The sequence below is a fragment of the Pseudomonas sp. ANT_H4 genome (assembly GCF_008369295.1).
Classification (GTDB): Bacteria; Pseudomonadota; Gammaproteobacteria; order Pseudomonadales; family Pseudomonadaceae; genus Aquipseudomonas.
This window is the reverse complement of sequence record NZ_VOBG01000008.1, coordinates 47,405-65,903: the sequence shown is the minus strand read 5'-3', so window position 1 is coordinate 65,903 and position 18,499 is coordinate 47,405. Positions and strand designations below refer to the sequence as shown.

Here is an 18,499-nt window from a genome sequence, read left to right as displayed (position 1 = left end):
AAATAGCAGCGTCAAAAAAAGTGTGGTATTTCCATCTGCTCCTGCAGGATCTATCCAAGCTGTTTTTTTAGACTTGTTGGGTCTCTCGCTATATGTGTATCGACCGTGCGGTGCTAAAGATTAATCATGGGTGACAAAATGCCTGACTCATCGCAACTCCTTATTGGCGCAGACCTGGAAGGTCAACCGATTTCCCAGGCCATGCGCCTGGCCAACCGCCACGGCCTGATCGCCGGCGCCACGGGGACCGGCAAGACCGTGACCTTGCAGCGTCTGGCAGAAGCATTCAGTGATGCCGGCGTCGCGGTGTTTGCCGCCGATATCAAGGGTGATTTGTGTGGCCTGGGCGCTGCGGGAAATCCCCAGGGCAAGGTCGCTGAGCGCATCGCCGGTATGCCGTTCCTTAATTACACCCCCAAGGCGTATCCAGTGACGTTGTGGGATATCCACGGTCAGTCCGGTCATCCACTTCGTACAACCTTGAGCGAAATGGGCCCGCTGTTGCTCGGCAGCTTGCTGGAACTGACCGACAGTCAGCAGTCGACCCTGTATGCCGCCTTTAAAGTCGCTGACCGCGAAGGCCTATTGCTGCTGGATCTGAAGGACCTCAAGGCACTGCTCAATCACCTCAAGTACAACCCGCAACTGCTGGGCGAAGACGCGGCGCTGATGACCACCGGCTCCAGCCAGGCCCTGTTGCGGCGTCTGGCGGTGCTTGAGCAGCAGGGTGCCGAGGCTTTGTTTGGTGAGCCGGCCCTGCAACTGGAAGATATCTTGCAACCGACCAGCGATGGTCGCGGGCGCATTCATCTGCTGGACGCCAGCCGACTGGTGCATGAGTCTCCCAAGGTCTATGCCACGTTCTTGTTGTGGCTGTTGGCGGAGTTGTTCGAGCAGTTGCCGGAGCGCGGTGATACCGACAAGCCTCTATTGGCGTTGTTCTTCGACGAGGCGCATTTGTTATTTGCCGATACGCCCAAGGCTCTGCAGGATCGCCTGGAACAAGTGGTGCGGCTGATTCGCTCCAAAGGCGTGGGCGTTTATTTCGTCACCCAGTCGCCGGGAGATCTGCCGGACACTGTGCTGGCGCAACTGGGCTTGCGAGTCCAGCATGGCCTGCGGGCGTTCACCACCAAGGAACAGAAATCCTTGCGGGCAGTGGCTGACGGCTTTCGGCCGAACCCGGCCTTCGATGCCCTGGCGGTGCTGACCGAGTTGGGTACTGGTGAGGCTCTGGTGGGTACGCTGCAGGAAAAAGGCACACCGGAGGTTGTCCAGCGGGTGTTGGTAGCGCCACCGCAATCGCGGATCGGGCCGTTGACCGAAGCTGAGCGCGCCGCACTGATAGCCGCTTCACCGCTGTTGGGGCGCTATGACAAGCCGATTGATCGGGAATCGGCCTATGAAATATTAATGGCCCGCAAAGAACTGGGGCCGACCGATGAGGCCAAGCCTACGACTGAAGAACCCAGCTTCACCGACAAGGCCGGAGCCTTTCTTGGCTCCACGGCAGGCAAGGCGTTGAAGTCGGCAATGCAGCAGGCGGCCAATCAGATGGGTCGACAGTTGGTGCGGGGTTTGTTGGGGTCTTTGCTCGGCGGTAGCAAGCGTAAATAAATAGTCGGACCGACTCGGGCAATTGTGGGAGGCAAGCAGCTCCCACATTGTCTTGTGTGAGCCTCAGGCCTTGGGCTTGGCGTGACTGGCCAACCGCTCCAGCGCCGCGCGCAGGTTTGGATCAGTAATCCCGTCCGCCGTAGCCTGAATGGTTTCAGCGGCATTCACCGACAAATCCATCGTATGCCCCACCGCGCCTTGCTGCACGGTAGGCGGCTGTACCTTGAACTGGATGCGCGTGAGGCTGGCGAACTCTGCAAAAGCCTGTAACTGGCGCTGCAAGCGTTTTTGCTGATAGCGCAAGCGGGTCGCCCAATGTCCGTCGGTGACGATCAGCAGCAAGTTGCCTTCGCGCCACGACGCCACATGACAGTGTTCGCGGGCGGCGGGTTGCAGTTGGCTGTCCACGAGGCGTTGCAGATGGCCCAGGCGTTGCGCATGGCCGAAGATGGCTTTTAAAGGCTTGGCTTCGCGAAGCAACACGGCGGGAGCACGGGCCGTAAGAGGGCGAAATGCCATGATCAGACACCTTGAGTAACAGAGCTGCCATGGTAGCAGAAAGCGTCTGCGCCGCTGCGGCCATTGCTTTACAGGCAGTTTATCCATTAAATCAATGAGTAACTTCTTACCCCAATGGGTTGAAGTTCAGCAAAAAGCCCTTATTTTAAACAAGCCCTCTTAGAGCGCCGTGCCAGCATCGTGGAATAACGCCACTTTCCTCACCCACGTTTCCGGGTAGAATGCTCGTTCGCGTGCGGCCATGAGGGCTGCTCGGGCGACTCACGGGGCGCCCTCCATCCCTATGTGTGGAAGAACCTGCCGATATGTTTGCGCCTTTGTTAAAGAAACTTTTTGGAAGCAAGAATGAGCGCGAAGTCAAACGCATGCTCAAGACGGTGCAGCTGGTCAATGCCTTCGAAGAGCAGATGGTTGCCCTTTCGGACGAGCAATTGCGCGCCAAGACCGAAGAGTTCAAGGCCCGCATAGCCAAAGGTGAAACCCTCGACAAGCTACTTCCCGAAGCCTTTGCGGTCGCCCGTGAAGCCGGTAAGCGTGTCATGGGCATGCGCCACTTCGACGTCCAGTTGATCGGCGGCATGACCTTGCATGAAGGCATGATTGCCGAAATGCGTACCGGTGAAGGCAAGACCCTGGTGGCAACCCTGGGCGTTTACCTCAACGCATTGTCCGGCAAGGGCGTGCACGTTGTGACGGTGAACGACTACCTGGCTCGCCGGGACGCCAACTGGATGCGCCCGCTGTATGAATTCCTCGGCCTGACCGTCGGCGTCGTAACGCCGTTCCAGCCGCCGGAAGAGAAACGCCTGGCCTACGCTGCCGACATCACCTACGGCACCAACAACGAATTCGGTTTCGACTACCTGCGCGACAACATGGCGTTCAGCATGGAAGAAAAATTCCAGCGTGAACTCAACTTTGCCGTGATCGACGAAGTCGACTCCATCCTCATCGACGAAGCCCGTACCCCACTGATCATTTCAGGGCAGGCCGAGGACAGCTCCAAGCTCTACACCGAGATCAATAAGTTGATCCCGCAGCTGGAACTGCACGTTGAAGAAGTCGAAGGCGAAGTGACCAAGGCTGGCCACTACACCGTCGACGAGAAGACCCGCCAGGTCGAACTCAACGAAGCCGGTCACCAGTTCATCGAAGAGATGCTGACCCGCGTCGGCCTGCTGGCTGAAGGCGAAAGCCTGTACTCGTCGCATAACCTGGGCCTGTTGACCCACGTGTATGCCGGCCTGCGCGCCCACAAGCTGTTCCATCGCAACATCGAATACATCGTCCAGGACGGCCAGGTCGTACTGGTCGACGAACACACCGGCCGTACCATGCACGGTCGTCGTTTGTCGGAAGGCCTGCACCAGGCCATCGAGGCGAAGGAAGTGCTCAACATCCAGGCCGAAAGCCAGACGTTGGCCTCGACCACCTTCCAGAACTACTTCCGTCTGTACAACAAACTGTCCGGCATGACCGGTACAGCCGACACCGAAGCGTTCGAATTCCACCAGATCTACGGTCTGTCGGTGATGGTCATCCCGCCGAACAAACCGCTGGCGCGTAAAGACTTCAACGACCTGGTGTTCCTGACGGCTGACGAGAAGTACGCCGCCATCGTTGCCGATATCAAGGAATGCATGACCCAGGGCCGTCCGGTGCTGGTGGGTACTGCAACCATCGAAACATCCGAGCACATGTCCAGCCTGCTCGAAAAGGAAGGCATTGAGCACAAGGTTCTCAACGCCAAGTTCCACGAAAAGGAAGCCGAGATCATTGCCCAGGCCGGTCGCCCAGGCGCACTGACCATCGCCACCAACATGGCCGGTCGTGGTACCGACATCCTGTTGGGCGGCAACTGGGAAGTGGAAGTGGCTTCCCTGGACAACCCGACCCCTGAGCAGATCGCCCAGATCAAGGCTGACTGGCAGAAGCGTCACCAGCAAGTGCTGGAGTCCGGTGGCTTGCAGGTGATTGCGTCCGAGCGTCACGAATCGCGCCGTATCGACAACCAGTTGCGTGGTCGTGCCGGTCGCCAGGGTGATGCCGGTTCCAGCCGCTTCTACCTGTCTCTGGAAGACAGCCTGATGCGTATCTTCGCCTCGGATAGGGTGAAGAACTTCATGAAAGCCCTGGGCATGCAGTCCGGGGAAGCGATTGAGCACCGCATGGTGACCAACGCGATCGAGAAGGCCCAACGCAAGGTGGAAGGTCGCAACTTCGACATTCGTAAGCAACTGCTCGAATTCGATGACGTCAACAACGAACAACGTAAAGTGATCTATCACATGCGTAACAGTTTGTTGGCCGCCACTAACATTGGCGAAACCATCGCCGACTTCCGCCAGGACGTACTGAGCGCCACCGTCAGCGCCCACATTCCTCCACAGTCCCTGCCTGAACAGTGGGATGTTGCTGGCCTGGAAGCGGCGTTGAAGAGCGATTTCGGTGTGGACTTGCCGGTCCAGCAATGGCTTGACGAAGACGATCACCTGTACGAAGAAACCCTGCGCGAAAAACTGATGGCCGAATTGCTGGCCGCGTACAACGAGAAAGAAGAGCAGGCGAGTGCAGAAGCACTGCGCACGTTCGAGAAGCAAATCGTTCTGCGCGTACTAGACGACCTGTGGAAAGACCACCTGGCGACCATGGATCACTTGCGTCACGGTATTCACTTGCGCGGCTACGCCCAGAAGAACCCGAAGCAGGAGTACAAGCGCGAGTCGTTCACGCTGTTCTCCGAGCTGCTGGATTCGATCAAACGCGATTCGATTCGTGTCTTGTCCCACGTTCAGGTGCGTCGCGAAGACCCGATCGAAGAAGAAGCTCGCCTGCGTCAGGAAGCCGAAGCACTGGCCTCCCGTATGCAGTTCCAGCACGACGAAGCGCCTGGTCTGGAGCACTCGGAAGCCTTGGGCGAGGAGGTCGATGTGGCCTTGGCTCAAGCTCCGGTGCGCAACGAGCAGAAGCTGGGCCGCAACGAACTGTGCTTCTGCGGTTCGGGCAAAAAGTACAAACATTGCCACGGTAAAATCGACTAAGATTTTCCGCTGACAAGAAACACCCCGCGCCGCGACCGGCATCAGCCGTCGCGGCGTTTTGCCATTTAATCACCGTCGATGACGACGGCGCAGACATCAAACATTTTAAGGAGCGCATTCATGGCTGTTGGTCTTGGTCCTTTGCCCACGTTGCACCCGGTTGCCGGTTTTGAACTCGGTATCGCTTCGGCCGGCATCAAGCGCCCGGGGCGCAAGGATGTAGTGGTGATGCGCTGTGCCGAAGGCTCGACCGTCGCCGGCGTATTCACCCTGAACGCGTTTTGCGCAGCTCCGGTGATCCTGGCCAAACAACGGGTCGAAGGCCCGGTGCGCTACCTGTTGACCAACACCGGCAATGCCAACGCCGGTACCGGCGAGCCAGGCCTGGCCGCTGCCGCGCGTACCTGCGCTAAGCTGGCTGAACTGACTGGCGTCGATGCCAATCTAGTGCTGCCGTACTCCACCGGCGTGATTGGTGAGCCGCTGCCTGTAGAGAAAATCGAAGGTGCCTTGCAAGCTGCACTCGATGACCTGTCCGTGGACAACTGGGCGGCTGCTGCCACCGGGATCATGACCACCGATACCCTGCCCAAAGGCGCGAGCCGCCAGTTTGAGCACGAAGGCGTGACCATCACTGTCACCGGTATCAGCAAAGGCGCCGGCATGATCCGCCCGAACATGGCGACCATGCTCGGCTATATCGCCACCGACGCCAAAGTCTCCCGTGACGTGTTGCAAAACCTGCTGCTGGACGGCGCCAACAAGTCGTTCAACCGCATCACCATCGACGGCGACACCTCGACCAACGATTGCTGCATGTTGATCGCCACTGGCAAGGCCAACCTTCCGGAAATCACCTCTTCCGCCGGCCCGTTGTTCGCGGCGTTGAAGCAGGCGGTGTTCGAAGTGTGCATGGACGTGGCCCAGGCCATCGTGCGCGACGGCGAAGGTGCAACCAAGTTCGTCACCGTTGAAGTCAACGGCGGCGGCAATCACCAGGAATGCCTGGATGTGGGCTACACCGTGGCCCATTCGCCGCTGATCAAAACCGCGCTGTTTGCCTCGGACCCGAACTGGGGCCGCATCCTGGCTGCTGTCGGCCGTGCCGGCGTACCCAATCTGGACGTGAGCAAGATTGACGTGTTCCTCGGCGAAGTGTGCATCGCCAGCCGTGGCGCCCGTGCTGCGACCTACACCGAAGCCCAGGGTTCGGCTGTGATGCAGCGTGAAGAAATCACCATCCGCATCGAGCTGGGTCGTGGTGAGTGCAGCGAAACCATCTGGACCACTGACCTGTCCCACGAGTATGTGAAGATCAACGCGGAATACCGCACCTGATACTCACGAAGCTACATTTTCTCCTGTAGGAGCGAGCTTGCTCGCGAAGGTCGTTAACGATATCGCTGGCTGCCTGGCAGAAAGTGGCGTCTTCGAGTTTTTCGCGAGCAATCTTGCTCCACAGAGTAACGTTCGTACCTCATGAAAAAGGACGTCCCATGCACCTGATCATCGGCGACAAACTCTATTCTTCCTGGTCCTTGCGTGCAGCCTTGGCCCTTGAGCTGACTGGCGTTGACTACAGCGAAGAACTGATCAAGCTCAATCAACCGGACACCCGCGAACGCGTTCTCAAATACTCGCCCACCGGCAAAGTACCGCTGTTGAAAACCGAGCACGGCGTGATTGGCGACTCCCTGGCAATTGCCGAATACCTGAATGAACAGTTTCCGGGCGCCCAATTGTGGCCCAAAGACATTGCCGCCCGTGCTCAGGCCCGCTCGGCCTGCGCGCAGATGCACAGTGGTTTCTTCGCGATTCGCGGCAATATGTCGTTTGACCTGAGCCGCAACGCGCCGCTGTCACCGGTGCTGGCTGATGTGCAGGTGGAAGTCCAGCGCATGACCGCCTTGTGGGCCGAGTGCCGCGCCGTTGCCACTGAGACTGGCCCATTCCTGTTTGGCGGTGCCTGCCTGGTGGATGCGTATTTCGCACCAATTGCCGTACGCCTGCGTACCTATCAGGTAGAGCTGTCGGCAGTGGACGCGGCCTACGTCGAGACGATTTACCAATGGCCAGCCTTCAAGGCCTGGCATAAGGCCGGTTTAGAGGAAGTAGTACGGTGAAACGAGTTCATGTAGCAGCAGCGGTCATCCGGGGCGTAGACGGCAGGATTCTGCTGGCACGTCGTGCCGACATCCAGCATCAGGGCGGTCTCTGGGAGTTTCCCGGCGGTAAGGTGGAGGCCGGTGAATCGGTTGCCACGGCGCTGAGCCGAGAGCTGCAGGAAGAGCTGGGCATTCTGGTCACCGCGGCCCGGCCGTTGATCAAGGTGCAACATGATTACCCGGACAAGCAGGTGTTGCTGGATGTCTGGGAAGTCTCGGCCTTTACCGGCGAGCCCCATGGCGCCGAAGGGCAGCCACTTGAATGGGTTGCTCCCCGGGACCTAGTGAACTATGAGTTCCCGGCGGCCAATGCGCCGATCGTCGCAGCGGCGCGGTTGCCTGCCCAATACCTGATCACTCCCGGTGAACTGGAAACCCCGACCCTGCTGCGCGGTATCCAGAAAGCCATTGCCGGCGGCATCAAGCTGGTTCAGTTACGTGCGCCCAATGGTTATGACCCAAAATACCGCGACTTGGCGGTGGACGCTGTGGGCCTGTGTGCGGGTAAGGCGCAACTGATGCTCAAGGGGCCGTTTGAGTGGCTGGGAGACTTTCCCTCGGCTGGCTGGCACATGACCTCGGCGCAACTGCGCAAGTACGCCAGCAAGGGCCGGCCGCTGCCTAAGGACCGTTGGCTGGCGGCGTCCTGCCACGATGCCGAAGAGCTGGCGCTGGCCGAGTTGATGGATGTGGATTTTGTCACGCTGTCGCCCGTGCAACCGACCCAGACTCACCCCGATGCACAGCCGTTGGGTTGGGAGCAGGCGGCGCAGTTGATCAGCGGGTTCAGCAAACCGGTGTTTCTGTTAGGTGGCGTTGGGCCCGCCGAGCTGGAAAAAGCCTGGGAAACCGGCGCTCAAGGTGTGGCAGGCATTCGGGCGTTCTGGCCTGAAGTTTGAGGCGCCAGGTGTGGACGCAGTTGTCGAGCCCCAGCGAGGCTACGTCGGCCACACCGCCGTCCTCAGAATCAACTGATCATCAATGAGGCTTCGCCGCCGCCTGCCATAAAATCTCGGCCACTCCCTGGCGCTTGGCAATCACCCGCGCTGCCACAAACAGCAAGTCTGATAGCCGGTTGATATAAGCCAGGCCTACGCCTTCCAGCGGCTCTACTGCGTTTAGATGCTGGCAGCGGCGCTCGGCACTGCGTGCCAGGCTCCGGCACACATGGGCCTGGGCAATCAATGCCGAGCCGCCGGGCAGGATGAAGTTTTCCAGCGAGCCAACCTCTTCGTTCCAGCGGTCAATCGCGGCCTCTAGCCGGTCAACTTCGGCGGCATTGAGCGCCTTGTACACCGGCATCGCCAACTCACCGCCCAGGTCGAACAAGCGGTGTTGGCAAGGTGTCAGCACTTCGATCACATCCTTCAAGGCCGGATGCTGACCACTCTGTTCCTCAAGCCCGGCCAGCAGCAAACCCAACTGGCTGTTCAGCGCATCGACTTCGCCAATGGCCTCCACCCGTGGGTGATCCTTGGGCACACGGCGGCCGTCGCCCAGGCCCGTTTCGCCCTTGTCGCCGGTACGTGTGTAAATTTTCGACAGGCGAAAGCCCATGGTTAGCGCTCCAGTTGAGTGAGTTCGTGAGGGGCGAGCTGGCTGCCCGTCAAGGGCAGGCGCAAGGTGAAGCACGTGCCTTGGCCCTGAGTCGAATGGACTTCCATCTGGCCCTTGTGATTGTTGGTGATGATGAAATACGAGACCGATAGCCCAAGCCCGGTGCCTTGGCCAATTTCCTTGGTGGTGAAGAACGGTTCGAAGGTGCGTTTGCGCACGTTTTTGCTCATGCCGATGCCATTGTCTTCCACCTGGATCTCTGCCCACGGCGGGTTGAGCCGTGTGCGCAGGATGATACGCCCAGGCTCGCTGTCTTCGCCCCGCAAGTGGATGGCCTGTGCCGCGTTTTTCAACAGGTTGAGCAGCACTTGCTCCAGTTCGTTGGCGGTACCGGGTACTGGGCCAAGCAGCGGGTCGAACTGGCGAATGATCGCCTGCCCCTTGAAGTCGAAGCCTATGGTCAGGTCGAAGTCGTTGCCGGCAATATCCACCGCCTGATCGATCAACGCCGGTAAGTCGCAGGGGGCCATCTGGCGGTTGCTGAGACGGCTGAAACTGAGCATATGGGTGACGATTTTTGCCGCGCGGGCACCGGCCTGCTGGATACCGTCGAGCAGTTGCGGGACTTCACGGCTTTGCAGGTAGCGGTTGACCGTGTCCAGTTCGACGCCCACCTGTTTGGCGTGTTCAAGGTTTTTCGGCAGTTCCGCTGACAAGCGGCGGCGGATGTTCTGCACGTTATGCAGGATTGCCCCCAGCGGGTTATTGATTTCGTGGGCCATGCCAGCGGCGAGGCCACCGACGGACAACATCTTCTCCGACTGCACCATCATTTCTTCCAGGGACAGGCGCTGGGTGATGTCATCGATACGGATCACCACCCCGCGTCCGGCACCGCCCATCAGTGGGTAGAAGGTCAGGGCGTAATGCTTGGGCTCGTCGTCCTTGATCCAGGTCACGCGCTCGATTCGCTCCACGGTGTGTTGTTCCACCGTTGCCTTGAGTTGCGGCAGGTACGGCTTGAGCGGTTCGAAGGCGAGGAAGATTGGCTGGTTTAACGCCTCGTTCAGACGGGTGCCGGAAAGTGCGCTGGCCTCCTGGTTCCATTGGGTGACGTAGAGTTGTTCGTCCAGGGCGATCAGCGCCGACGGCATCGAGTCGATGATGCTGTTCAGGTAATTCTGAAAGCCCGTGAGTTTTTTCTCGATCTTGCTGCGTACCTGGACTTCCAGTTCCAGCTTGCGGTTGGTGTGGCGGGTTTCCTCGGCCAGGGCCTGAGCCTGGTCATAGGCGGCCTGGGAGTCGTCGCGAGCGCGCTTGAGCTGCTGCTCACGGGCTTCAATGCGCGAAAGCATGGTATTGAAGGCTTCGGCCAGGCTGCCGATTTCGTCATGGTTGCCGCGACTGGCGCGCAAGGCGTAGTTCTCTTCCCGCGTGACCTGGCGTGACAGCTCTTCCAGTTCATGGATCGGTCGGGTAATCAGGCGCTTGATCTGCCGGGCAATCACCATCCACAACAGTACACTGAAAATCAAGATGCCCAGGCTGGCGGTCAAGGTGCCGGTATAGAAGGCTACCGGTAGTTCGCTGGTGGCCACCAACAACAAATGCCCCGAAGGTTTGCCGGGGCTGGGCAGGGTGATCACCTGGTTGTTGCGAAATTCGGTGATACGCCAGGCTTCGATGTGCCGGTAGTTGTCCGGCAGGTGCAGACGATCACCGTGTTGCAATTGCGCCAGGCGATTGCCTTCGCCGTCGTACAGCGCAGCGGCCCGCAGCGGCGAATAGCTGGTCAGCTCGTTGAGCAGGGTTTGCGCCTTGACGGGTGAGTCCAGGGCTTCGGTGGCGAGCGCCGGGTTGGAGACCAGCCGGCCGATGGCCTGCAAGGCCTGGGGTGCCATGCTTTCCTGGGAGATCCAGTAGGCGGCGCTGATAAAGGTCAGGTTGGCCACCAGCAGCACGGTGGTCAGCAGCACCAGCAGGGCCGCCAGCAGTTTCTGCCCAACCGGTAGATTTTCGAGGCGCTGGCGCAGTGGCATCAGGGTTTTCGCAGGCAAGGAACAAGGAGGCAGGGTAGCGCGTGCTTCAGTCGCTGGGCAATCCGTGTGCGCTCAGGTGGTTTACCAGCCGCACCTGCAGTTGTTGCAGGTGTGGCAAGCTCAACTGATGGCGCGTGGCTGCCTGGCAAGCATAGCCCAGCAAATAGCTGATTTCGGTGCGCCGTCCATTGGCGACGTCCTGATACATCGAGGAATAATTGGCCGCCGTGGCCTGGATCACCCTTTCCACTTCTGCCTGCAGGTCCTGCGCTGCCGCAGGCTGGCCGCAGCATTCCAGCAGTTCGGCCAGCTCGGCACATAACGTCGCTACTTCACACTGATGGTCTTGCAGGCCGCCGTTGCGGCATTGGTGCAGCACCGTCAGCGGATTGATCGCGCAATTGAGCGCCAGTTTTCGCCACAGGCGAGTAAGGATGTCGGTGTTCCATTCATGGGGAATACCTGCGCCGCGCAGATCGTCCAGCCAAAGCGGTGCAGTGGGGTGGCTGGCGTCACCCAACCAGGTGTAGCCATGGCCAGCAAAGACCACACACCAGTCACTTTCGCGAAAGGCACCTTCGGTGCTGGAGGCGAAAATGCAGCGTGCCAGGGGCAGTTGAGCGGCGACCGCATCCTGGCTGCCGAGGCCGTTTTGCAGGAGAATCAACTCGGCGTCGGGCGCCAGGCGATGTTCAAGCTGTGCGACGGCGCCTGGGGCGTCATAGGCTTTGCACGCTACCAGTAGCCGATGAATGGGTTCCGGGCTGTCGACGGTTTCGCCGGTGACAGGGTAGGTACGGGCTTGGCCCTGCTCAACCAGGGTCAGCCCCGAGACTGCCTGATAGCTCGCCAGGCGGGCCTTGTCACGCAGGATCAACCTGACAGGAAGGCCCGCACGCGCCAGGCGCGCGGCCCACAAAGTCCCGAGACTGCCAGCGCCAAGGACATGCCAGGTGGTCGACATCAGTTTTTGCTCCGCAAAAGCTCACAGTGAAGGAGGGTAAAGAACCGTTATAATGGCCGCGCATTTTACCCGCAAGCCAGGCCTGCTCCATCTCTACTGAGCCGCGCCCCTTTTTTATTGGAGAAACTACATGCCGTCGTTCGACGTGGTATCCGAACTGGACAAACACGAAGTCACCAACGCCGTCGAGAACGCCGTCAAGGAACTGGACCGTCGCTATGACTTGAAAGGCAAGGGCAGCTTTGAGTTCAAGGAAAAGGACCTGACTGTCAACCTGACCGCTGAAGCTGATTTCCAGCTGGAAGCGATGATCGAGATCCTCAAGCTGGCGCTGGTCAAGCGCAAGATCGACGTGCAGTGCCTTGAAGTCAAGGACGCCTACGCCTCCGGCAAGCTGATGAAGCAGGAAGCCGTACTCAAGGAAGGTATCGACAAGGAGATGGCGAAAAAAATCGTCGCCCACGTCAAGGACGCCAAGCTCAAGGTCCAGGCCGCCATCCAGGGCGAACAGGTGCGTATCACCGGCAAGAAGCGTGACGACCTGCAAGACGCGATTGCCGCCTTGCGTGCCAAGACTTTCGACATGCCGCTGCAGTTCAATAATTTCCGCGACTGATAGCGCATTGGGGAACCTGCGGGCGTTTTCGACGTCCCACGCCCCAGAACCTGCAGAAACGATTGAGCCCTTCGGGGCTCGATTGCTGTGGGCACCATAAAAGCAGCACACCCACTCAACAGGAGAAAGTAGATGGATTTAAACGCTGAAGTGGACCAATTGATCAAGGCTTCCCAGGCCTGGATCCCGATGATCATGGAATACGGCAGTCGGGTATTGCTGGCCGTCATCACCCTGGCCGTTGGCTGGTGGTTGATCAACAAGCTGACCCACAAGATGGGCCGTTTGCTGGCCATGCGCAATGCCGACATGGCGCTGCAGGGCTTCGTCACCAGTCTGGCGAATATTGTCCTCAAGGTGATGCTGATCGTCAGCGTGGCCTCGATGATTGGTGTGGAAACCACGTCGTTCGTCGCGGCGATCGGTGCGGCGACCCTGGCCATTGGCTTGGCATTGCAAGGCAGCCTGGCGAACTTCGCCGGTGGCGTGCTGATTCTGCTGTTCCGCCCGTTCCGTATCGGCGACTGGATCGAAGCCCAAGGCACTGCGGGTACTGTCGACAGCATCCAGATCTTCCATACCGTGATCCGTACGGGCGACAACAAGACGGTCATCGTGCCCAACGGCATTCTGTCCAACGGCATCATCACTAACACTAACCGCCAACCTACCCGCAAAGTGGTGTTTGACGTGGGTGTCGACTATGAAGCCGACCTGCAGAAAGCCCGGGAAGTGTTGCTGGAACTGGCCAAGGACCCACGAGTATTGGCTGATCCTGAGCCGGTAGCGGTGGTATCGACCTTGGGTGACAGTTCAATTACCGTTTCCCTGCGGGTCTGGACCAAGACTGCGGATTATTGGGATGTGATGTTCCAGTTCAACGAACTGGCCCGTGATCGTTTGAAAGCGGCTGGGATTGATATTCCATTTCCGCAGCGAGTTATTCGCGTTATGCAGGAAGCGCCGGCCAAGTAATAACAGGTTTGTGGATTGAACTTGGCCGAATGGTCAGGTTTGATCTGAGTCCGCAAACTAGATAGTTAGCTTGCTAGTTATGGGGCGCGTAGAAATATAACCGCAATAAAAAGCCGCTCACTTGTAACAAGTGAGCGGCTTTTTATTTAGGGCCGAGGCCCTGAGTCATCGTCGTAATCTAACGGCCAATTACAAGATGTTCAGCGGGTATTGCGCGATCAGACGCAGTTCGTCGATCGACGACGAACCGTAGTAAACGCCATCAGACGAACGATATGTCGCTTGGCGGATACGCAGGCTCAGGTCTTTGGCAGGGCCTTCCTGGATCACGTACTTGGCTTCGATGTCGCGTTCCCACTCTTTGCCGTTCGAGGTCGTGGCGGTGTTCGCGCCGCTACCTGTTACGTAACGAGTCATGAAGCTCAGACCTGGTACACCAAAGGTGGCCATGTTGATGTCGTAACGAGCTTGGTAGGACTTCTCGCCTTCGGCGTTGAAGTCGGAACGTGCAATGGAGTTGGCCAGGAACACTGAGCCGCCGCCGTCTACGCCGTAGCCGTAGTCACCGTCACCGCTAACCTTTTGAGCTGCCAGGGTGAAGGTGTGAGCACCGATGGTGTAGGCGCCCTGCAAGCTGAACGCACGGTTGTCGAGCTTGGTTGTACCGTCCTTGTAGGCACGTTGCCGGCCTTGGCCGTCGCTCTTGGTGTCGTAGATGTTGAAGTCGATGGCGAAGGACTGGTCGTCGCTCAGCGCGTGGGTGTAGTTAATGTTGCTATAGATTTTGCGGAAGTAATCTTCCACTTTCGAGTAGTACAGGCTACCGGTCAGCTCTGGAGTAAAGGAGTACACCGCACCGACGAAGTCGGCTTGGGTCAGGTGCAGGCTGTCACTGAAGGTCTGTGATTGTGCCTTGATACCGGTAAAGTGACCGGCTTCCAGCTTCAGGCCTTTGATTTCGTTGCTGGTGATAGAGATGCCTTCCGGTACCTCTGGCAGCAGACGGCTGTCATCGGAAGCGAATACCGGAGCGGTGGTGTACTGGTCACCGAGTTTCAGCACGGTATTGGAGATGCGGAACTTGATCGCTGCGCCGCCACTCGAGTAGTCATCTTGCGAACGACCGTCGGAACCTGTAGGGAACAGGCCGGTGCCTGCACGACCCTTGCCGCTGTCGAGCTTGATGCCCAGCAGGCCAATGGCGTCAACACCGACACCAATGGTGCCTTGGGTGAAGCCCGACTGGTAAAGGGCGTTGAAGCCAAGACCAGATTCTTCGGCGCGGCTTTGCGAGCCTGGGCCCGACGGGTTGTTACGGAAATCGCGGCTAAAGTACAGCGCGCGGGTGTTGATACCGAACGTACTGTCTTCAACAAAGCCCTTGGCATCGTCTTGAGCGGACGCCATTGCGAACTGCGAGGTACCTGCTGAAACAGCCAGGGCGATCATGCTCCACTTCATCACGCGCATCGTGATTTGCTCCTTTGGTTTTTAGGAAGAGTACTGCCGTCCCACCTGTATTTTTGTCTGGGCGGCTCTTTCTTTTTTGTGTCAGCGCAAACTTATAGCACGCTGACAATATTGGCGATACTTGCCCATCTATCCTTGCAGCTTCTTTACGAGGCTGTCGTAAATTGCTAGGTCCATGTCGCAAACTCACAGTCTGTGTGTAACCAAACTGACAACTTCAATGCGGTTTTTAATACTCTGAGCGTCGGTAAAAAATACCGCGTTCTAAGTTACAAAACTTCCCTGGTGTGCATTGATTCACTGCTGTTTTCTACCGTGAAACACCCGCTTCCTGCTGGGTGCCGTTGCCGACGATATGGGTGGGAATGCAACAAGCGTGCACAAACCGGTAACTGAATGTCATTTTTTCGTGAAAAGCTCTGTGGCACTGTAAAAACCGCATAAGCACGGGCTTTTTGCGCCGTTTGGTTTGGCCTTGACGGTCGAGCGTTGCTCCTTTTTGCAGGGACATAAATCAGGTGCCAACGAAAACGTTACCCATTCACCCCGAGTGGTGAGTACTTGGCGGATGAGCCTTGCACGATTCGGGGCATAAACGACTCATTTTGGTGCGAGGTGCTCGGCCGCCTGGTTGGCTCGATAGTTACCGCAGCATTGGCGGTGAAGCACGGCCCATTCGCAGGTATGCTGGGCACCTGAAACCTGACCAGCCGAACGGAGTGACTGCGGTGTTCGCCTTAGATCCACGTCTGCAAAATGACACGCTGCCCATCGGGGATTTCCCCCTGTGCCGCCTGCTGCTGTCCAATGACTCAAATTACCTTTGGCTCATCTTGGTGCCACGCATCAACGGTATCAGCGAAGTGTTTGAGTTGGATGTCGCTGACCAGCAACAGGTGTGGCAGGAAAGCACTGCCTTGGCGCAATTGCTTAATGACGGGTTTGCTGCCGACAAAATGAACATCGGTGCCTTGGGCAATGTTGTTAGCCAACTGCATGTGCACGTGATCGTGCGCAAGCGTGATGACGCTGCCTGGCCAGCTCCCGTCTGGGGCAAGCATCCGGCACAGCCTTATACCGAAGAACAGGTAGAGGTGATTCGTGCACGTTTGCGCGAACTACTGCCTCCAGATTTCATTTTTGCGCAGGACTGAACCATGGAACTGCAAGATCGCGTGACGGAGCTTGAGAGCCGACTGGCCTTTCAGGATGACACCATTGAGACATTGAACGATATTTTGGTCACCCAGCAGCGGGCGGTCGAACGCCTGCAGTTGCAGATGTCCGCGTTGCTCAAGCGCCAGGAAGAGATGGGCGGTCAATTCGAGTCGTCCGAAGAAGAGGCGCCTCCGCCCCATTACTGATTGGCCGGGTTAAACCTGAGGCCATAAAAAACCGCGATGCAGCGTTGGCTGCATCGCGGTTTCTTTTTTGCAGACTGAAATCAGCGGCGCGGCAAGGCGGCGATCACGTCTTCAGCTTGCAGGCCCTTGTCACGGTTCATCACGGAGAACTCCACGCGCTGGCCTTCGACTAGGACGCGATGGCCTTCGCCACGGATGGCCCGGAAGTGGACGAAGATATCGTCGCCCGAATCCCGAGAAATAAAGCCGAAGCCTTTGGACGTGTTGAACCACTTGACGGTCCCGGTATCCCGGTTGGTCATGTCGTAGCTTTGCGATGCGGCGGCCGGGGATGAACGGTAGAAGCTAATGGCCAGATGAAGAACGATAGCAATCAGGGTAATCACCAGGCTGAGCAGGACAGCCGGATGGCCACCGACTTCAGGCATTGGCGCCAGCAGGGTAAGGGTTTGCACGACGACAGCCAGCACCAGCAGGGCGCTGACCAGATTTTGCAGTTGATGACGCGGGCCTTTGTTCCAGTAAGGAATGACTGGAGCCAGTGTCAGGTTAATAAGACCGAAAAAGGCCAGGTACAGAGCATCGGGTTGTTGCAGGTAGGGTAGGGTTTCGGTTCGCAGACTAGGGGTAAAGGACAGCAGCAAAGCTGCAGCGCCCGTTAGCAGGTGGACGATTTTCAACATTTTGATTAACTCACGTTAAGACGGATCACAAGGAAGAGCTGACTGGCACGGTTCGCTTCTGAACAATGGGAGGCGTTGGGCACGTGCGCGGGTATCAGCCTATGCGCTGAACGCGGGAAAATAGCGGCAGCGACACGCCGCCTATTTAACAGCAAAGCCTGTGCCTTCTCAAATCAAGCGTTTCAGGCCATTACGACAGCCACTGCATTTCCCCTGCAAACGCGTGTCCTAGACAGGTGCGGCGCTTTTTTCGCCCATCGTGCGTTTTTTTTTTGCAATGGGAAAAGCCTTGCCCGCTGCTGTTGTGTGCGCTGCAAGAGGTGATTTGCCGCACGTCGCGCATAGGTGTTGGGCTGCACAAGGCCGATACTCTTGCTAGAGTGGTCCTGCACCTGATCAATGAATGTCCATTAATTGAAGGGGATAAACATGGCAATCGATATTGGTATCAGTGAAGAAGATCGTAAATCCATTGTTGACGGACTTTCACGGCTGCTTTCAGATACCTATGTACTTTACCTGAAGACCCATAACTTCCATTGGAACGTGACTGGCCCGATGTTTCGTACGCTGCACTTGATGTTTGAAGAGCAATATAACGAGCTGGCGCTGGCAGTTGATTCAATTGCCGAACGTATTCGTGCCTTGGGTTTTCCAGCGCCTGGCGCGTACTCTGTCTATGCCCGTCTTTCTTCCATCAAGGAAGAAGAGGGTGTGCCCAGTGCTGAAGACATGATCAAGCAACTTGTCCAGGGTCAGGAAGCTGTTACCCGGACCGCGCGCGGGATCTTCCCGCTGCTCGATAAAGTCAGTGACGAGCCCACTGCGGATTTGTTGACCCAGCGCATGCAGGTTCACGAGAAAACTGCATGGATGTTGCGTTCGCTGCTCGATAGTCAGTAAGCCACGCTGGTGAGTGGCGTTTTTTGGCGTCACTCGCCTGTCTACCTTTCCTGCCCGCAGGCTTCCTGCTGACAGCAGGGTTGGGTATCGGGCAGAAACCGGGCTGACAGGTTCTCTATAAAGAGCTGCGCACCACTACGGCTGCACAGCCTCGATTTACCAGATATAATCCCGCCCTTTGCTGCGCATGCCGGGCTTTTTTCCAAGGTCCGGGTCAGAGCGCAGCGCAGCAGTGACCTGATCGCCGAGACATCTCCATGCCCATGTACGACTATCAATGCGCTTCCTGTGGTCATCAGTTGGAAGCCATTCAAAAGATCAGCGCCGCGCCGTTGGTCGATTGCCCTGCTTGTCAGGCGCCAGAGCTTAAAAAGATGTTGTCCATGCCGGGCTTTCGCTTGAGCGGTTCTGGCTGGTACGAGACCGACTTCAAGACCGGCTCGAAGAAGAATTTGGCCGGCGGCGACAAAGCAGACTGAGTTGAACTCTACGCGCGAGCGCTTGCATTATCCGGTGCCTGACTTAAGGTGCTGAGTTAAGCAAGACCTCCACCGAATTTCGAATTACGAGAAGTGAAACCACTATC

17 protein-coding genes are annotated in these 18,499 nt (G+C 57.9%); 11 read left to right on the top strand and 6 right to left on the bottom strand.

Going from position 1 to position 18,499, the window contains the following annotated elements:
• Nucleotides 1-138 precede the first annotated feature (138 nt).
• A complete protein-coding gene (locus FQ182_RS12530; protein WP_149411964.1) occupies nt 139-1,617 on the top strand; it encodes a helicase HerA-like domain-containing protein in 1,479 nt (492 codons plus the stop codon).
• A gap of 63 nt (nt 1,618-1,680) precedes the next feature.
• On the opposite strand, the gene FQ182_RS12525 is transcribed toward FQ182_RS12530, so the two are convergent.
• Complete coding sequence (locus FQ182_RS12525) at nt 1,681-2,136, bottom strand: DUF721 domain-containing protein (protein WP_133099592.1); 456 nt, start codon at nt 2,134-2,136, stop codon at nt 1,681-1,683.
• Nucleotides 2,137-2,441: 305 nt separating this feature from the next.
• Between FQ182_RS12525 and secA the strand changes: the two genes are divergently transcribed.
• From secA to FQ182_RS12505, 4 genes are all read left to right on the top strand, one after another.
• Entirely contained in the window at nt 2,442-5,177 is a 2,736-nt protein-coding gene (gene secA / locus FQ182_RS12520) for a preprotein translocase subunit SecA (RefSeq protein WP_149411965.1), read from the top strand.
• Between the two features lie 120 nt (nt 5,178-5,297).
• The gene (gene argJ / locus FQ182_RS12515; protein WP_149411966.1) at nt 5,298-6,515 is read left to right on the top strand and encodes a bifunctional glutamate N-acetyltransferase/amino-acid acetyltransferase ArgJ; all 1,218 of its coding nucleotides are present in this window, start codon (nt 5,298-5,300) and stop codon (nt 6,513-6,515) included.
• A gap of 158 nt (nt 6,516-6,673) precedes the next feature.
• Complete coding sequence (locus FQ182_RS12510) at nt 6,674-7,300, top strand: glutathione S-transferase family protein (RefSeq protein WP_149411967.1); 627 nt, start codon at nt 6,674-6,676, stop codon at nt 7,298-7,300.
• Nucleotides 7,297-8,241, top strand: coding sequence for a Nudix family hydrolase (locus tag FQ182_RS12505; protein ID WP_133099588.1), 945 nt, complete (start codon nt 7,297-7,299; stop codon nt 8,239-8,241). The genes FQ182_RS12510 and FQ182_RS12505 overlap by 4 nt, the downstream gene beginning before the upstream one ends.
• 79 nt (nt 8,242-8,320) lie before the next feature.
• Here the strand turns inward: FQ182_RS12505 and FQ182_RS12500 are convergent, their stop codons facing one another.
• The 3 genes from FQ182_RS12500 to FQ182_RS12490 are packed head-to-tail and all read right to left on the bottom strand — an operon-like array spanning nt 8,321 to nt 11,902.
• Nucleotides 8,321-8,899, bottom strand: coding sequence for a cob(I)yrinic acid a,c-diamide adenosyltransferase (locus FQ182_RS12500; RefSeq protein ID WP_149411968.1), 579 nt, complete (start codon nt 8,897-8,899; stop codon nt 8,321-8,323).
• 2 nt (nt 8,900-8,901) lie between these two features.
• Nucleotides 8,902-10,938, bottom strand: a complete 2,037-nt coding sequence (locus FQ182_RS12495) for a HAMP domain-containing sensor histidine kinase (RefSeq protein WP_149411969.1) — start codon at nt 10,936-10,938, stop codon at nt 8,902-8,904.
• A gap of 46 nt (nt 10,939-10,984) precedes the next feature.
• On the bottom strand, nt 10,985-11,902 hold the full coding sequence (locus FQ182_RS12490; RefSeq protein WP_149411970.1) for a putative 2-dehydropantoate 2-reductase: 918 nt from the start codon (nt 11,900-11,902) through the stop codon (nt 10,985-10,987).
• Nucleotides 11,903-12,032: 130 nt separating this feature from the next.
• Here FQ182_RS12490 and FQ182_RS12485 point away from each other — a divergent pair, with 130 nt between their 5' ends.
• Both FQ182_RS12485 and FQ182_RS12480 read left to right on the top strand, forming a co-directional pair.
• On the top strand, nt 12,033-12,518 hold the full coding sequence (locus FQ182_RS12485) for a YajQ family cyclic di-GMP-binding protein (protein ID WP_133099584.1): 486 nt from the start codon (nt 12,033-12,035) through the stop codon (nt 12,516-12,518).
• Between the two features lie 132 nt (nt 12,519-12,650).
• Nucleotides 12,651-13,493 (top strand): mechanosensitive ion channel family protein, encoded by an 843-nt coding sequence (locus FQ182_RS12480; protein ID WP_149411971.1) that lies wholly within the window; start codon nt 12,651-12,653, stop codon nt 13,491-13,493.
• A 189-nt stretch (nt 13,494-13,682) separates the two neighbouring features.
• Here FQ182_RS12480 and FQ182_RS12475 read toward each other — a convergent pair whose 3' ends face one another.
• Nucleotides 13,683-14,963, bottom strand: coding sequence for an OprD family porin (locus tag FQ182_RS12475; protein WP_149411972.1), 1,281 nt, complete (start codon nt 14,961-14,963; stop codon nt 13,683-13,685).
• Between the two features lie 728 nt (nt 14,964-15,691).
• On the opposite strand from FQ182_RS12475, the gene FQ182_RS12470 reads away from it, so the two are divergent.
• Complete coding sequence (locus FQ182_RS12470) at nt 15,692-16,117, top strand: HIT domain-containing protein (protein WP_149411973.1); 426 nt, start codon at nt 15,692-15,694, stop codon at nt 16,115-16,117.
• 3 nt (nt 16,118-16,120) lie between these two features.
• A complete protein-coding gene (locus FQ182_RS12465; RefSeq protein ID WP_133099580.1) occupies nt 16,121-16,327 on the top strand; it encodes a SlyX family protein in 207 nt (68 codons plus the stop codon).
• An 80-nt stretch (nt 16,328-16,407) separates the two neighbouring features.
• On the opposite strand, the gene FQ182_RS30675 is transcribed toward FQ182_RS12465, so the two are convergent.
• Nucleotides 16,408-17,010, bottom strand: coding sequence for a cold-shock protein (locus tag FQ182_RS30675; protein ID WP_149411974.1), 603 nt, complete (start codon nt 17,008-17,010; stop codon nt 16,408-16,410).
• 429 nt (nt 17,011-17,439) lie between these two features.
• Between FQ182_RS30675 and FQ182_RS12455 the strand changes: the two genes are divergently transcribed.
• Entirely contained in the window at nt 17,440-17,913 is a 474-nt protein-coding gene (locus tag FQ182_RS12455; RefSeq protein WP_133099578.1) for a Dps family protein, read from the top strand.
• A 257-nt stretch (nt 17,914-18,170) separates the two neighbouring features.
• A complete protein-coding gene (locus tag FQ182_RS12450) occupies nt 18,171-18,392 on the top strand; it encodes an FmdB family zinc ribbon protein (RefSeq protein WP_010208103.1) in 222 nt (73 codons plus the stop codon).
• Nucleotides 18,393-18,499 lie beyond the last annotated feature (107 nt).

What these genes read in the sequence shown, in the direction of transcription:
- FQ182_RS12530 (WP_149411964.1), top strand. Translation starts at nt 139, where the DNA reads ATGCCTGACTCATCGCAACTCCTTATTGGCGCAGACCTGGAAGGTCAA.
- FQ182_RS12525 (WP_133099592.1), bottom strand. Translation starts at nt 2,136, where the DNA reads ATGGCATTTCGCCCTCTTACGGCCCGTGCTCCCGCCGTGTTGCTTCGC.
- secA (WP_149411965.1), top strand. Translation starts at nt 2,442, where the DNA reads ATGTTTGCGCCTTTGTTAAAGAAACTTTTTGGAAGCAAGAATGAGCGC.
- argJ (WP_149411966.1), top strand. Translation starts at nt 5,298, where the DNA reads ATGGCTGTTGGTCTTGGTCCTTTGCCCACGTTGCACCCGGTTGCCGGT.
- FQ182_RS12510 (WP_149411967.1), top strand. Translation starts at nt 6,674, where the DNA reads ATGCACCTGATCATCGGCGACAAACTCTATTCTTCCTGGTCCTTGCGT.
- FQ182_RS12500 (WP_149411968.1), bottom strand. Translation starts at nt 8,899, where the DNA reads ATGGGCTTTCGCCTGTCGAAAATTTACACACGTACCGGCGACAAGGGC.
- FQ182_RS12495 (WP_149411969.1), bottom strand. Translation starts at nt 10,938, where the DNA reads ATGCCACTGCGCCAGCGCCTCGAAAATCTACCGGTTGGGCAGAAACTG.
- FQ182_RS12490 (WP_149411970.1), bottom strand. Translation starts at nt 11,902, where the DNA reads ATGTCGACCACCTGGCATGTCCTTGGCGCTGGCAGTCTCGGGACTTTG.
- FQ182_RS12485 (WP_133099584.1), top strand. Translation starts at nt 12,033, where the DNA reads ATGCCGTCGTTCGACGTGGTATCCGAACTGGACAAACACGAAGTCACC.
- FQ182_RS12480 (WP_149411971.1), top strand. Translation starts at nt 12,651, where the DNA reads ATGGATTTAAACGCTGAAGTGGACCAATTGATCAAGGCTTCCCAGGCC.
- FQ182_RS12475 (WP_149411972.1), bottom strand. Translation starts at nt 14,963, where the DNA reads ATGCGCGTGATGAAGTGGAGCATGATCGCCCTGGCTGTTTCAGCAGGT.
- FQ182_RS12465 (WP_133099580.1), top strand. Translation starts at nt 16,121, where the DNA reads ATGGAACTGCAAGATCGCGTGACGGAGCTTGAGAGCCGACTGGCCTTT.
- FQ182_RS30675 (WP_149411974.1), bottom strand. Translation starts at nt 17,010, where the DNA reads ATGTTGAAAATCGTCCACCTGCTAACGGGCGCTGCAGCTTTGCTGCTG.
- FQ182_RS12455 (WP_133099578.1), top strand. Translation starts at nt 17,440, where the DNA reads ATGGCAATCGATATTGGTATCAGTGAAGAAGATCGTAAATCCATTGTT.
- FQ182_RS12450 (WP_010208103.1), top strand. Translation starts at nt 18,171, where the DNA reads ATGCCCATGTACGACTATCAATGCGCTTCCTGTGGTCATCAGTTGGAA.